A 13,196-nucleotide genomic window follows, 5' to 3' on the forward strand; every position below is an offset into this window, starting at 1 on the left:
ACCACCTTTGTCCGCCTCGCCTACTGAAACCACCTCCCGCTTCCTTCGCGTTCATCGAATCGCGAAGGAACGGAATTTTAGTGGGCGCCGGCGAGAATCGCAAGCCCTTTGCGTCGAAGAAACTTAACGGTGTTTGAAGACGGGCTTGCGCTTCTCGACGAACGCGGCCATGCCTTCCTTTTGATCTTCCGTCGCGAAGAGCGAATGGAACAAGCGACGTTCGAAATGAACGCCTTCCGCCAATGTTGTTTCGTAAGCGCGATTGACCGCCTCTTTCGCCATCATGACCGCTGGCAGCGAGAAAGAAGCGATGATCGTCGCGGCCTCGACGGCCTCATCGATCAGACGCTCCGCACCGACGACGCGCGACACCAAACCCGCCCGCTCCGCCTCGCTCGCGTCCATCATGCGCGCGGTCAGGCACATGTCCATCGCTTTTGACTTCGATACCGCGCGCGTCAGCCGCTGCGTGCCGCCCGCACCCGGGATGACGCCGAGCTTGATTTCGGGCTGGCCGAACTTCGCGGTATCCGCGGCGATGATGATGTCGCACATCATGGCGAGTTCGCAGCCGCCGCCCAGCGCGAAGCCGCCGACCGCCGCGATGATCGGCTTGCGAATCGAGCGGATGGTTTCCCAGTTGCGCGTGATGTAGTCGCCCTTGTAGGCGTCCATATAGGAATAGCCGGCCATCATTCCGATGTCCGCGCCCGCTGCGAACGCCTTCTCGCTGCCGGTCACGACGATCGCGCCGATATCCTCGTCGGCGTCGAATGCCTTCAACGCCGCGCCCAACTCATCCATCAGCGCGTCGTTCAGCGCGTTGAGCGCCTTCGGCCGATTGAGCGTGATCAGTCCAACCCGCCCGCGCGTCTCCACCAACAGATTCTCGTAAGCCATGCACTCCTCCTTTCGATCCTCAGGTAAGCCCTAATGAAATCACTTGCTTCGCGCTATCTCGATAATGCTAACATTACCAACCAACCGGTCGGTTAATTATTCGATCCGCCGCCATCCGCCGTTCCTACTGCTCGCGACCATGACACATCCGCTCTTTACGAAACATGAGGCGACGCTCGACCAAGCGCTTGCCGCCATCGAGACACGCGGCTATTGGAGCCCGTTCGCCGAAATGCCGAGCCCCAAAGTGTACGGGGAAACGGCAGCCGCGAATGGCGAAGCCGCGTTCAAGGCGCATCTCGGCAAGACGTTCGAACTCGACCAGCCCTCGACGGGAGAGACAGTCGGTGACGAACGATCGCCGTTCGGCATTGGGCTTGGCATCAAGTATCCCAAGTCTGATCCCGACGCGCTCATTCGGGCCGCTTCTGAAGCGCAATCTGCGTGGCGCGCCGCTGGACCGAAAGCGTGGGTCGGCGTGAGTCTCGAGATTCTTTCGCGACTGAACCGCGCGAGCTTCGAAATTGCGCAAAGCGTGATGCATACGACCGGTCAGGCATCCATGATGGCCTTTCAGGCAGGTGGCCCGCACGCGCAGGATCGCGGGCTCGAAGCCGTGGTCTATGCGTGGGACCAAATGCGCCGAATCCCTTCCGAAGCGCATTGGGAAAAGCCACAAGGCAAGAATCCGCCGCTCGCGATGCAAAAGCGCTTCACCATCGTTCCGCGCGGCACGGGCCTCGTGCTTGGCTGCTGCACGTTCCCGACGTGGAACGGTTACCCCGGCCTGTTCGCCGATCTCGCGACCGGCAACGCCGTCATCGTCAAACCGCATCCGGGTGCAATCTTGCCGCTTGCAATCACGGTTCGCATCGCGCGCGAAGTACTGCGGGATGCGGGCTTCGATCCGAATGTCGTCACGCTGCTCGCCACCGCTCCGAATGACGGCCCGCTCGTACAAGAACTCGCCGTGCGGCCCGAAATCAAGCTGATCGACTTCACGGGCAGCACGCAGAACGGCACCTGGCTCGAACGCAACGCGCATCAGGCGCAGGTCTATACGGAAAAAGCGGGCGTCAATCAGATCGTCATCGATTCCGTGGACGACCTGAAGGCAGCGGCACGGAACATTGCGTTTTCGCTCGCGCTCTATTCCGGCCAGATGTGCACGGCGCCTCAAAACATCTACGTGCCGCGTGAGGGTATCCGCACGGCCGACGGACACGTGAGCTTCGACGATGTCGCCAAGGCGCTCGCCGTTTCCGTCGAAAAACTGACCTCCGACCCGGCGCGCGCGGTCGAGCTGACCGGCGCGATTCAAAACGATGGCGTCGTCAATCGCGTAGCCCAAGCACGCGAACTCGGCGCGGTTCTCCTCGATAGCCAGACGCTCGCGCACCCGGCATTTCCCGAAGCGCGAGTGCATACGCCCCTCATGCTCAAACTCGACGCGCGCGCCGATGAAGCCAGCTTCATCAAGGAATGGTTCGGCCCGATCTCCTTCGTCGTCGCGACGGACTCGACCGCGCAGTCGTTGGAACTTGCCGGCTCGATCGCGCAAGAACACGGCGCGCTGACCTTCGCCGTGTACAGCACGGACGACGCAGTGATCGAAGCGGCCTATGACGCAGCCATTCGCGGCGGCGTCGCCCTGTCCATCAATCTGACGGGCGGCGTTTTCGTCAATCAGACCGCGGCGTACTCGGACTTCCATGGCACGGGCGCGAATCCCGCGGCCAACGCTGCGCTGTCCGACGCGGCTTACGTCGCCAATCGCTTTCGTGTCGTGCAAAGCAGAGTCCATGTTGCGCCGAAGGCCGCGACTGCGGAAGCTAGCCAAACGGCATAGGCAAAAGCGACGGTGCAAAAGGCCTATGCCATTCGGCCGAATGGCAAGGGCTCGGGCGCACGGCTAGTATCGATTCAAACGATTGGTGATTGAGGAGACGCCATGTCCGGGAAGTCCGTCCTGTTTCATATCGATGCAACGACGCGCGTCGCAACGGTGACGCTCAATCGTCCCGACAAGCTGAACAGCTTTACCCGCGAGATGCATGTCGAGCTGAACGACGCGTTGAACGAAGTCGAAGCGAGCAACGCGCGCGCGGTCATCATCACCGGCGCAGGACGCGGCTTTTGCGCGGGTCAGGATCTGGCCGATCTCGACTTCACGCAAGGCGCCACGCCCGATCTCGGCGAGCTGATCGAGGCACACTTCAACCCGCTCGTGCGACGTCTTCAGGCAATGCCATTGCCGATCATCGCCGCTGTCAACGGCACGGCCGCCGGCGCCGGCGCGAATCTGGCGATGGCGTGCGATCTGGTCATTGCCGCGCGCTCGGCCAGCTTTATCCAGGCGTTCGTGAAGATCGGTCTCGTGCCCGACTCAGGTGGAACGTGGCTCCTGCCACGACGTGTCGGCGAAGCGCGCGCGCTCGGGCTCGCGCTGACGGGTGAGAAGCTCGGCGCGGAAAAAGCGCAAGCGTGGGGCATCGTTTGGCGCGTGGTGGAAGACCCCGACTTGACCGACGCCGCGACGCAACTGGCCGCACAACTCGCGCAGCAGCCCATGAAGGCGATAGCGGCGATCAAGCAGGCGCTTCGCGCGAGCGCCAACAACACGTTCGATCAGCAACTCGACCTCGAACGCGATGTTCAACGCGAGTTGGGCGCGTCCCACGACTTCATGGAAGGCGTCGCCGCGTTCAAGGAAAAGCGCGCACCGCGCTTCGAAGGTCTGTAAGAGCCGCAAGGAGAAACCCGTGACGCCTCAACAACTGGCGGAAGCGACCGCCAAGGCAATGTATGAAGCAGACGCCTGCACGCGCTCGCTCGGCATTGAACTCGTCGAAATCAGGCCTGGCTATGCGCGGCTGCAGATGAACGTGCGCCCCGACTTCCTGAACGGCCACGCGATCTGTCATGGCGGCTTGATGTTCACGCTTGCCGATTCCGCATTCGCCTTTGCATGCAATTCGTACAACCTCAGCACGGTCGCGGCGGGCTGTTCGATCGAATTTCTGCGTCCGGTTCAAGGCGGCGATCGACTGACCGCCGAAGCGATCGAGCAGACTTTGAGCGGCCGCGCCGGCATCTACGATATTCGCCTGACCAACCGCGAAGGCGAAACGGTCGCGATGTTTCGCGGCAAGTCCGCGCAGATCCGCGGCACCGTCATACCAGTCTGACTGGACCGACCCGAGCAGGCGGACGCGCCAGACATGGCCCCGCTGCATGGCGAGCATGAAGGAGACAACGATGACCACGACGCTGCCGCTCGAGCCCATAGAAAAGGCGAGCCGCGACGAACTTCTGGCGCTGCAACTCGACCGTCTGAAATGGACGCTCAAGCACGCCTATGAGAACTCGCCGGTGTATCGGCGCAAGTTCGATGCAGCCGGCGTGCACCCGGAGGACGTGCAGTCGCTCGCCGATCTCGCCCGCTTCCCGTTCACGACGAAAAAAGATTTACGTGACAGTTATCCGTTCGGCATGTTCGCCGTGCCGCAAGAGCGAATTTCGCGAATCCACGCTTCGTCCGGCACGACCGGGAAGCCGACTGTTGTGGGTTACACGGCGTCCGATATCGACATCTGGGCGAATCTCGTGGCGCGCTCGATCCGCGCAGCCGGCGCGCGACGCGGCGATAAGGTCCACGTGAGCTACGGCTACGGTCTCTTCACGGGCGGCCTCGGCGCGCACTACGGCGCCGAACGCGCGGGACTCACGGTAATTCCCTTCGGCGGCGGTCAGACCGAGAAGCAAGTGCAACTGATACAGGACTTTCGTCCGGACATCATCATGGTGACGCCGAGCTACATGCTCTCGATCGCGGATGAACTCGAGCGGCAAGGCGTCGATCCGGCGAGTTGCTCGCTGCGTCTTGGCATCTTCGGGGCGGAGCCGTGGACGAACGACATGCGTCGCGCGATCGAGGCGCGCATGGGTATCGACGCGGTCGACATCTACGGGCTTTCGGAAGTGATGGGGCCAGGCGTGGCTTCGGAGTGCGCGGAAACCAAGGACGGCCCGACGATCTGGGAAGACCATTTTTATCCCGAGATCATCGACCCGGAAACGGGCGAAGTGTTACCGGATGGCGAATTCGGCGAACTCGTCTTCACCTCGTTGACGAAGGAAGCGCTGCCGATCATCCGCTATCGCACGCGCGATCTCACACGGCTTTTGCCGGGCACCGCGCGCACGATGCGCCGCATGGAAAAGATCACCGGCCGCTCGGATGACATGATGATCGTGCGCGGCGTCAACGTGTTCCCCACGCAGATAGAAGAGTTGCTGCTCAAGCGCCCCGTGCTCGCGCCGCACTACCAGATCGTACTGACGAAGGAAGGTCCGCTCGACGTCCTGACGCTGAACGTCGAGCCTTGCCCCGAATCCGCGCCCGATACCGTCGCGCTCGACGGCGCCAGGGATGCGCTTACCTACGACATCAAGGCGCTGATAGGCGTCAGCGCTATCGTGAATGTGCTCGCGGTGAACGGCATCGAGCGTTCGGTGGGCAAGGCGCGACGCGTCGTCGACAAACGCGCCCGCTAGGAATTCGGCAGCAAGAGCCACATCCGGCCGCCCTGCTTCATGCGGCCGGCAAGATCGCCGGCGTCGTCGCCCAGGCCCCAGAAGTAGTCGGCGCGCACGCCGCCCTTGATTGCGCTGCCGGTGTCTTGAGCGAAGACGAGGCGGTTCATCGGCTGATTGCTGAGCGGACGCGTGGTCTGGAGGAACACGGGCGTGCCGAGGGGGATCGCGGACGGATCGACGGCGATCGAACGTTCGGGCGTCAGCGGCACACCCAAAGCGCCAACCGGGCCGTCGCCGAGACTCGCGGACACCACGTCGGCCGACGGCATCTCACGGAAAAACACGAAGCGCGGATTCACGTCGAGGAGCGCATCGACGCGCGCGGGGTTCGCCTTCGCCCACGCCTTGATGCCCTGCATGGTCGCCTGCACCGGCGTGATTTCGCCGCGATCGAGCAACTCCTTGCCGATCGACCGATACGGCTGGTTGTTCGTGCCGCCGAAGCCAACGCGCATCACGCTTCCGTCTTCCATGACGACGCGTCCCGAACCCTGAACCTGCAGGAAAAACGCTTCGATCGGGTCGTCGACCCAGACGAGTTCGTTGCCGGTCAACGCGCCCGAACGTTCGAGCTGCGCGCGCGCAGGCAACGCGGAGCCTTGCTTATAGCGATACGGCCATCGATAAAGCGCGTTCTGATAGATGCCATGCCGCGTACGCGCGCCGCGCAACAACGGCTCGTAGTAGCCGGTTACGAGGCCGTCGAGCGTGCCGTCGGTATTCGCGAGCTGATAAGGCGTGAAGTAGCTCTCGAAGAAGCTGCGCGCCGCCGACATGTCCAGATCGTCAAGCTGCTGTGCCGCCGCGCATGCTCGCTGCCACGGCGCCTGACGCGCGAGACGGCTGCAGTTCTGACGCAGCGCGGCCGTCGCGCCGATAAGTGAATCGTCCTGCCAGCCCGGCACTTGCTGCCAGCTCACCGGCGAAAGACGCGAAGCCGCGCGCTGTCCCGTGATGATCGGCGCGCCAGTCGGTGCATTCGCGCCTGGCTTCGTATAAGAGCCGCCTCCGCACGAGGCGACGAGGACCGCGGTTGCAATCGATGCGGCCAGCGCCGCCACGCGCGCGGCAGACCGCGTGAAACGCATACAATGCTCGTTCTTGATGGGAACCGCCATGTCTGATCTGTTCGACGAATATCCAATGCTGGTTTTCGGGCTCGAGGCGCTGGTTGCGCTCGGCTTGCTGATTTTTATCGTTGTGTGGACGAATTCGGGCAAGAAGAAACACCAGAACCGCCAAAACGACGCTGCGAAGCGCCGCTGATTGCCACTAAAACTCCGCGTTCAATGCAGTGTGCGCGGCATGTGCAGCGCGAACTCCGCGACCGGCGCTTCGAAGCGCTCGCCATCTTCCGCCACGCAGAAATACGAACCGCGCATCGTGCCCACGGGCGTCGCGATGACGGCCCAGCTCGTATATTCGAAGCGCTCGCCCGGCGGCAGAAGCGGCTGATGCCCGACCACGCCGAGCCCTTTTACTTCCTGCACGTGATCGTCGCTATCGGTGATGATCCAGTGACGGGAGATCAGTTGAGCGGTGATCTGACCCGTGTTACGGATCGTCAACGTGTAGGCGAACGCGTATTGACGGTTGTCGGGATCTGACTGGTCCGGCAGGTAGCGCGTCTCGACCGCGACGCTGAATTCGTACTGGCTCATCGTTGTTCCAATTCTATTCGTCGCTGCGCCGCCATTTAGCGCGCAGGTGCCTCATTGTTTCATCGCTTTGCTTCCACTGGTCAAGCATTCTGCTTTATGCAATTCACAGTCGCAATACGAATTGCGTGCTCGAGTCAAATCCAAAACTCGCGCCATTTCATTCCGAGTAGCACGTATTAGGCCGTTCAGCCGGGTAACGTGCTGAAAAAACGCGGGTTAGAATCGGTGTTCCAGACATCGAGCCTTAATCCGGCAATGCTTTCGCCGGACGCGGGCCAACTCACTCCACACGTCCATGAAGCAATTCCATATCGCTCCTAGCATCCTGTCCGCCGACTTCTCGCGCCTTGGCGAAGAAGTCCGTAACGTCGTCGCGGCCGGCGCCGACTGGGTTCACTTCGACGTGATGGACAACCATTATGTGCCGAACCTGACGATCGGCCCGGTGGTGTGCGAGGCGCTTCGCCCGCATGTGGACGTGCCCATCGACGTGCATTTGATGGTGCGCCCGGTCGACCGTATCGTGCCGGACTTTGCAAAAGCCGGAGCTAATCAGATCAGTTTCCATCCGGAAGGTTCGGATCATATCGACCGGACCTTGTCGCTCATTCGCGATCACGGCTGCAAGGCGGGCCTCGTGTTCAATCCGGCCACGCCGCTCATTTATCTGGATCACGTGATGGACAAGGTCGATCTCGTGCTCATCATGTCGGTGAACCCCGGCTTTGGCGGACAGTCGTTCATTCCTGAAGCGTTGAACAAGATTCGCGAGGCGCGCACGCGTATCGACGCTTACCGCGAGCGAACGGGCCGCGATATTCATCTCGAAGTGGATGGCGGCGTGAAGGTGGAGAACATCGGCGAGATCGCGGCGGCGGGCGCGGACAGCTTCGTCGCGGGCTCGGCCATCTTCGGCAAGCACGACTACAAGCAAGTAATCGACGCCATGCGCGCCGAACTCGCCAAAGTGGGGAACGCGCAGTGAGCGAACTCACCACCTTTTCGATACGACCCGCGCGACCGATCCGCGCGGCCATCATCGATCTCGACGGCACCATGGTTGATACCGCCGACGACTTCGTCGTCGCGATCAACGGCATGCTCGTGCGCATCGGTCTGCAACAGCAGCCGGTCGCGCGCGATGAAGTCGTGGGTTACGTCGGCAAGGGCTCGGAGAATCTGATCCGCAGCGTGCTCGCCGTGCGCCTGCCGCGCACCGAAGCCGCCGCGCAATTCGACGACGCCCTCGCTATCTATCAAAGCGAATACGCGAAGATCAACGGCCAGTACTCGGCGCTCTTTCCCGAAGTGAAGGAAGGTCTGGAAGCCATGCGCGAACTCGGCATCGCGCTCGCGTGTGTGACCAACAAGCCGCATCGGTTCGCCGTGGAGTTGCTGGCGCACTTCGGCATTGCCGAGTATTTCAAGGTCATTCTCGGCGGCGATTCGGTCGCGCAGAAGAAACCCGATCCGCTTCCCATGCTCACCGCGTGCGAGCGGCTCGACGTGCTGCCGCGCGAAACCGTGGCGGTCGGCGACTCCGAAAACGATGCTCTCGCGGGCCGCGCCGCGGGCATGGCGACGCTCACCGTCCCCTACGGCTACAACCACGGGAAAGATGTGCAATCGGTGAAATCCGATGGTATAGTTTCCACGCTGCGCGCCGCCGCAATGGCCATTTCCACTACGCTGGCGCCGCCCAATACCACACTGACTGAATAGTCCATCTCATGTTTCTCAACAGAAAACGGAGTCTGAGCAGCATCGACCGGGGAGCCTGGCCCTGGCGTCGCTGGTCGCGCTAACCTCGCCCGAGGTACGCTGAAGCCATCATGTTCGAGCACGCTTCAGCATCCGTTTTTTGTTTCGCTGCGCATTCCCGCGCCGTTTACTCTGACTTGTCGCACCGCTTGCTTCGGAACCATTCCGGCGCAACGAACGATAACCGCGTCGTTCTTCAAGACGTCTCTCCTTGCGAGAAACGCCCGCGAAAACGCGTGTCGTCGCGCACCGTTCGACAGCATGAAAAACCGGCCGATCGCAGTGCCCCGCTTGTCCCGATGCCGCGCTCAATCAAAAGAATGCGCGGCACGCAAAGGATCGCAACATGACCGAACTCGAATTCCAATCGCTGGCGAACGAAGGCTATAACCGCATTCCGCTCATCGCAGAAGCGCTCGCCGATCTCGAAACGCCCCTGTCGCTTTATCTCAAGCTCGCGCAGTCCGAGCGCAATGGCGCCAACTCGTTCCTGCTGGAATCCGTCGTGGGCGGCGAGCGCTTCGGGCGCTATTCGTTCATCGGCCTGCCGGCGCGCACGGTGGTGCGCGTACAGAACGGCGTGTCGCAAGTCGTGACCGACGGCAACGTCACTGAGACCGATGAAGGCGATCCGCTCGCGTTCATCGAACGCTTCCAGAAGCGTTTCAAGGTTGCCATGCGTCCTGGTATGCCGCGCTTTTGCGGCGGCCTGGCAGGCTACTTCGGTTACGACGCGGTGCGCTATATCGAGAAAAAGCTCGCGCATACGGCGCCGCACGACGATCTCGGCCTGCCGGACATTCAGCTTCTGCTGACCGAGGAAGTCGCGGTCATCGACAACCTCGCGGGCAAGCTCTACCTGATCGTCTATGCCGATCCCACCAAGGCCGAGGCGTATGCCAAGGCAAAGCATCGGCTGCGCGAACTGCGGGCGCGTCTGCGTGCTACCGTCCAGCCGCCCGTGACGTCGGCGAGTGTGCGCACCGAAACGTTCCGCGAGTTCGCTAAAGAGGATTATCTGAACGCCGTGCGACGCGCGAAGGAATACATCGCGGCGGGCGAACTAATGCAGGTGCAAGTCGGCCAGCGGCTCGTCAAGCCGTTCCGCGACAACCCGCTCTCGCTGTATCGCGCGCTGCGTTCGCTCAATCCGTCGCCGTACATGTACTACTACAACTTTGGCGGCGACGTTCACGTGGTCGGCGCATCGCCGGAAATTCTCGTGCGTCAGGAACAGCGCGCGGGCGAGCGCATAGTGACCATACGTCCGCTTGCCGGCACGCGACCGCGCGGCAACACGCCCGAGCGCGACGCCGAACTCGCCACCGAACTGCTGAACGATCCGAAGGAAGTCGCCGAGCACGTGATGCTGATCGACCTCGCGCGCAACGACGTGGGCCGTATTGCGCAGACCGGCTCGGTTTCGGTGACGGACAAGATGATCATCGAAAAGTATTCGCACGTTCAGCACATCGTGAGTTCGGTCGAAGGCACGTTGAAGCCCGGCATGAGCAACTTCGACGTATTGCGCGCGACCTTCCCCGCCGGCACGCTTTCCGGCGCGCCGAAAGTGCGCGCGATGGAATTGATCGACGAACTCGAACCCGTGAAGCGCGGCTTGTATGGCGGCGCGGTCGGTTATTTGTCGTTCAGCGGCGAAATGGATCTGGCGATTGCCATTCGCACCGGCCTCATTCACAAGGGCAATCTCTATGTGCAGGCAGCGGCGGGTGTCGTTGCCGACTCGGTGCCCGAGTCCGAATGGCAAGAGACGGAGAACAAGGCGCGCGCCGTGTTGCGTGCCGCCGAGCAAGTGCAAGATGGCCTCGACAGCGACTTCTGAGGAGAAAAGACCATGCTGCTGATGATCGACAACTACGACTCGTTCACCTATAACCTGGTCCAGTACTTCGGCGAACTCGGCGAGGACGTGCAGACGTTTCGCAACGACGAAATCTCGCTCGATGAAATCGCCAAGCTCAATCCTGCACGCATCTGCCTGTCGCCGGGACCGAGCAATCCGCAGCACGCGGGCATCACGCTCGACGTACTGCGCGAGTTCTCCGGCAAGCTGCCCATTCTTGGCGTGTGCCTCGGCCATCAGGCCATTGGCGAAGCGTTCGGCGGACGCGTGGTGCGCGCGCAGACCATCACGCACGGCAAGGTGAGCGCGATCGAAACCGACTGTAAAGGCGTGTTCTCCGACCTGCCAAAACACTTCAACGTCACGCGCTATCACTCGCTGGCGATTGAACGCGAGTCTTTGCCCGACTGTCTCGAAGTGTCCGCATGGACGCCTGATGGTGAAATCATGGGCGTGCGCCACCGGGAACTCGAAGTGGAAGGTGTGCAGTTCCATCCGGAATCCATTCTTTCCGAGCATGGTCACGCGCTGCTCGAAAACTTCGTGAAAAACACGGCATCGGGAAAGCGAGCGTGACTGTCATGACGATCACCGCACAAGAAGCGCTGCAACGCACGATCGAGCATCGCGAAATCTTTCACGACGAAATGCTGCATCTCATGCGCACCATCATGCGCGGCGAGATGTCGCCTGTGATGGCCGCTGCGATCATCACCGGCTTGCGCGTGAAGAAGGAAACCATCGGCGAGATCGCGGCCGCCGCGACTGTCATGCGCGAGTTCGCCAATCACGTCGAGGTGGCGGACAACTCCCATTTTGTCGACATCGTCGGCACGGGCGGCGACGGCTCGCACACTTTCAACATTTCCACGGCATCGATGTTCGTTTCCGCCGCCGCCGGCGCGAAGGTCGCGAAGCACGGCAATCGCGGCGTGTCGAGCAAGTCGGGCAGCGCGGACGTGCTCGAAGCGCTCGGCGTGAATATCGATCTGACGCCGGAACAAGTCGCCGCCTCGATTGCCGAAACCGGCATGGGCTTCATGTTCGCGCCGAACCATCATCCGGCAATGAAGAACATCGCGCCCGTGCGCCGCGAACTCGGCGTGCGGACCATCTTCAATATTCTCGGGCCGCTGACCAATCCGGCGGGCGCGCCGAATCAGCTGCAGGGCGTGTTCCATGAAGACCTCGTCGGCATCCAGGTTCGTGTGATGCAGCGGCTCGGCGCAAACCACGTGCTTGTCGTGTACGGCAAGGACGGGATGGACGAAGTGTCGCTTGGCGCCGCGACCAAGGTCGGCGAATTGAAGAACGGCGAAGTGAACGAGTACGAGATTCATCCGGAAGACTTCGGTCTTCAAATGGTCTCGAACCGCTCGCTGAAAGTGCAGGACGCGCAGGAATCGAAAACCATGCTGCTCGGCGCGCTGAACAACAAGGCGGGTGTAGCGCGCGAGATCGTCACGCTGAACGCGGGCGCGGCGCTCTACGCGGCCGACATCGTCGATTCGATCGCCGAGGGCATGGCCGCCGCGCGCGAAGCCATCGCCAGCGGCGAGGCGCGCGAAAAGGTCGAAGCTCTCGTGCGCTTCACGCAGCAATTCACCAAATAACGGACATCACCATGAGCGACATTCTGGATCGCATCATCGCGGTGAAGCGCGAGGAAATCCGCGCCGCCGAACAAAGCGCGCCGCTCGAAGAACTCAGGCTCGAAGCGAGCGCGCGCGACTTGCGCGATTTCGTCGGCGCGCTGCGTGCGAAGCATGCTGAAGGCCGGGCCGCGGTCATTGCGGAAGTGAAGAAGGCGAGCCCTTCCAAAGGCGTGCTGCGCGAGCACTTCGTGCCGGGCGAAATTGCACGCTCCTACGAGCAAGGCGGCGCCGCGTGCCTTTCCGTGCTCACCGACGTGCAGTTCTTTAAAGGCAGCGTCGCGTATCTCGAAGAAGCGCGCGCCGCGTGCAGCCTGCCGGTGCTGCGCAAAGACTTTATCGTCGACCCTTATCAGATCATGGAAGCGCGCGCGATGGGCGCCGACTGCATTCTGCTGATAGCCGCCGCGCTCGAACTTTCGCAGATGCAAGATCTCGAAGCCTATGCACATTCGCTCGGACTCGCGGTGCTGGTCGAAGTGCACGACGCCGACGAACTGCGAGACGCGCTCACGCTGAAAACGCCGCTCATCGGCATCAACAATCGCAATCTGCGCACGTTCCAGACGACTATCGATACGACCATCGGCATGCTGGAAGCGGTGCCGGACGACCGTATTGTGGTGACGGAATCGGGCATTCTCTCGCGCCACGACGTGGATCGGCTGCGAGCGATGCACGTACACACGTTCCTCGTCGGCGAAGCGTTCATGCGCGCCGACGATCCGGGCACGGAACTCGCGCGAATGTTCTTCTGAC

The 13,196-nt window shown here is 61.9% G+C and carries 14 protein-coding genes; 11 read left to right on the forward strand and 3 right to left on the reverse strand.

The genetic code is table 11. The annotated features are described in order from the left end of the window. Positions 1-123 precede the first annotated feature (123 nt). Positions 124-900: an enoyl-CoA hydratase gene (locus NCR40_RS11680; RefSeq protein WP_250465743.1), complete on the reverse strand. Its 777-nt coding sequence runs from the start codon at positions 898-900 to the stop codon at positions 124-126. 139 nt (positions 901-1,039) lie between these two features. On the opposite strand from NCR40_RS11680, the gene paaN reads away from it, so the two are divergent. The 4 genes from paaN (at position 1,040) to paaK (ending at position 5,457) form a co-directional block, all read left to right on the forward strand. Continuing rightward, positions 1,040-2,749 (forward strand): phenylacetic acid degradation protein PaaN, encoded by a 1,710-nt coding sequence (gene paaN / locus NCR40_RS11685; RefSeq protein ID WP_250509522.1) that lies wholly within the window; start codon positions 1,040-1,042, stop codon positions 2,747-2,749. Positions 2,750-2,851: 102 nt separating this feature from the next. Beyond that, positions 2,852-3,643: a 2-(1,2-epoxy-1,2-dihydrophenyl)acetyl-CoA isomerase PaaG gene (gene paaG, locus NCR40_RS11690; RefSeq protein ID WP_250509523.1), complete on the forward strand. Its 792-nt coding sequence runs from the start codon at positions 2,852-2,854 to the stop codon at positions 3,641-3,643. A 58-nt stretch (positions 3,644-3,701) separates the two neighbouring features. Further along, positions 3,702-4,088 carry a hydroxyphenylacetyl-CoA thioesterase PaaI gene (gene paaI, locus NCR40_RS11695; RefSeq protein WP_250509548.1) on the forward strand — a complete coding sequence of 129 codons (387 nt, stop codon included), beginning with the start codon at positions 3,702-3,704 and terminating at the stop codon, positions 4,086-4,088. 70 nt (positions 4,089-4,158) lie between these two features. After that, entirely contained in the window at positions 4,159-5,457 is a 1,299-nt protein-coding gene (gene paaK / locus NCR40_RS11700; RefSeq protein ID WP_250509524.1) for a phenylacetate--CoA ligase PaaK, read from the forward strand. On the opposite strand, the gene mltA is transcribed toward paaK, so the two are convergent. After that, positions 5,454-6,617: a murein transglycosylase A gene (gene mltA / locus NCR40_RS11705; RefSeq protein ID WP_284507758.1), complete on the reverse strand. Its 1,164-nt coding sequence runs from the start codon at positions 6,615-6,617 to the stop codon at positions 5,454-5,456. The genes paaK and mltA overlap by 4 nt on opposite strands. Between mltA and NCR40_RS31615 the strand changes: the two genes are divergently transcribed. Then, entirely contained in the window at positions 6,604-6,765 is a 162-nt protein-coding gene (locus NCR40_RS31615; protein ID WP_284507762.1) for a hypothetical protein, read from the forward strand. The genes mltA and NCR40_RS31615 overlap by 14 nt on opposite strands. 20 nt (positions 6,766-6,785) lie before the next feature. Here NCR40_RS31615 and apaG read toward each other — a convergent pair whose 3' ends face one another. Beyond that, positions 6,786-7,160 (reverse strand): Co2+/Mg2+ efflux facilitator ApaG/CorD, encoded by a 375-nt coding sequence (gene apaG, locus NCR40_RS11710; RefSeq protein WP_250509525.1) that lies wholly within the window; start codon positions 7,158-7,160, stop codon positions 6,786-6,788. 295 nt (positions 7,161-7,455) lie between these two features. Here apaG and rpe point away from each other — a divergent pair, with 295 nt between their 5' ends. The 6 genes from rpe (at position 7,456) to trpC (ending at position 13,195) form a co-directional block, all read left to right on the forward strand. Beyond that, positions 7,456-8,145, forward strand: a complete 690-nt coding sequence (gene rpe, locus NCR40_RS11715) for a ribulose-phosphate 3-epimerase (RefSeq protein WP_244826322.1) — start codon at positions 7,456-7,458, stop codon at positions 8,143-8,145. Continuing rightward, on the forward strand, positions 8,142-8,882 hold the full coding sequence (locus tag NCR40_RS11720; RefSeq protein ID WP_250509526.1) for a phosphoglycolate phosphatase: 741 nt from the start codon (positions 8,142-8,144) through the stop codon (positions 8,880-8,882). The genes rpe and NCR40_RS11720 overlap by 4 nt, the downstream gene beginning before the upstream one ends. Before the next feature lie 385 nt (positions 8,883-9,267). Beyond that, positions 9,268-10,764 (forward strand): anthranilate synthase component I, encoded by a 1,497-nt coding sequence (gene trpE / locus NCR40_RS11725; protein ID WP_250509527.1) that lies wholly within the window; start codon positions 9,268-9,270, stop codon positions 10,762-10,764. Positions 10,765-10,776: 12 nt separating this feature from the next. Then, positions 10,777-11,361: an aminodeoxychorismate/anthranilate synthase component II gene (locus tag NCR40_RS11730; protein ID WP_250509528.1), complete on the forward strand. Its 585-nt coding sequence runs from the start codon at positions 10,777-10,779 to the stop codon at positions 11,359-11,361. A gap of 5 nt (positions 11,362-11,366) precedes the next feature. Beyond that, positions 11,367-12,398, forward strand: a complete 1,032-nt coding sequence (gene trpD, locus NCR40_RS11735; RefSeq protein WP_250509529.1) for an anthranilate phosphoribosyltransferase — start codon at positions 11,367-11,369, stop codon at positions 12,396-12,398. A gap of 11 nt (positions 12,399-12,409) precedes the next feature. Then, positions 12,410-13,195 carry an indole-3-glycerol phosphate synthase TrpC gene (trpC, locus tag NCR40_RS11740; protein WP_250509530.1) on the forward strand — a complete coding sequence of 262 codons (786 nt, stop codon included), beginning with the start codon at positions 12,410-12,412 and terminating at the stop codon, positions 13,193-13,195. Position 13,196 lies beyond the last annotated feature (1 nt).

This window comes from Caballeronia sp. GACF4 (genome assembly GCF_023631025.1).
Lineage (GTDB): Bacteria > Pseudomonadota > Gammaproteobacteria > Burkholderiales > Burkholderiaceae > Caballeronia.

Excerpts from the sequence above, each read along its gene's own strand:
- NCR40_RS11680 (WP_250465743.1), bottom strand. The coding sequence starts at position 900 with ATGGCTTACGAGAATCTGTTGGTGGAGACGCGCGGGCGGGTTGGACTG.
- paaN (WP_250509522.1), top strand. The coding sequence starts at position 1,040 with ATGACACATCCGCTCTTTACGAAACATGAGGCGACGCTCGACCAAGCG.
- paaG (WP_250509523.1), top strand. The coding sequence starts at position 2,852 with ATGTCCGGGAAGTCCGTCCTGTTTCATATCGATGCAACGACGCGCGTC.
- paaI (WP_250509548.1), top strand. The coding sequence starts at position 3,702 with ATGTATGAAGCAGACGCCTGCACGCGCTCGCTCGGCATTGAACTCGTC.
- paaK (WP_250509524.1), top strand. The coding sequence starts at position 4,159 with ATGACCACGACGCTGCCGCTCGAGCCCATAGAAAAGGCGAGCCGCGAC.
- NCR40_RS31615 (WP_284507762.1), top strand. The coding sequence starts at position 6,604 with ATGGGAACCGCCATGTCTGATCTGTTCGACGAATATCCAATGCTGGTT.
- mltA (WP_284507758.1), bottom strand. The coding sequence starts at position 6,617 with ATGGCGGTTCCCATCAAGAACGAGCATTGTATGCGTTTCACGCGGTCT.
- apaG (WP_250509525.1), bottom strand. The coding sequence starts at position 7,160 with ATGAGCCAGTACGAATTCAGCGTCGCGGTCGAGACGCGCTACCTGCCG.
- rpe (WP_244826322.1), top strand. The coding sequence starts at position 7,456 with ATGAAGCAATTCCATATCGCTCCTAGCATCCTGTCCGCCGACTTCTCG.
- trpE (WP_250509527.1), top strand. The coding sequence starts at position 9,268 with ATGACCGAACTCGAATTCCAATCGCTGGCGAACGAAGGCTATAACCGC.
- NCR40_RS11730 (WP_250509528.1), top strand. The coding sequence starts at position 10,777 with ATGCTGCTGATGATCGACAACTACGACTCGTTCACCTATAACCTGGTC.
- trpD (WP_250509529.1), top strand. The coding sequence starts at position 11,367 with ATGACGATCACCGCACAAGAAGCGCTGCAACGCACGATCGAGCATCGC.
- trpC (WP_250509530.1), top strand. The coding sequence starts at position 12,410 with ATGAGCGACATTCTGGATCGCATCATCGCGGTGAAGCGCGAGGAAATC.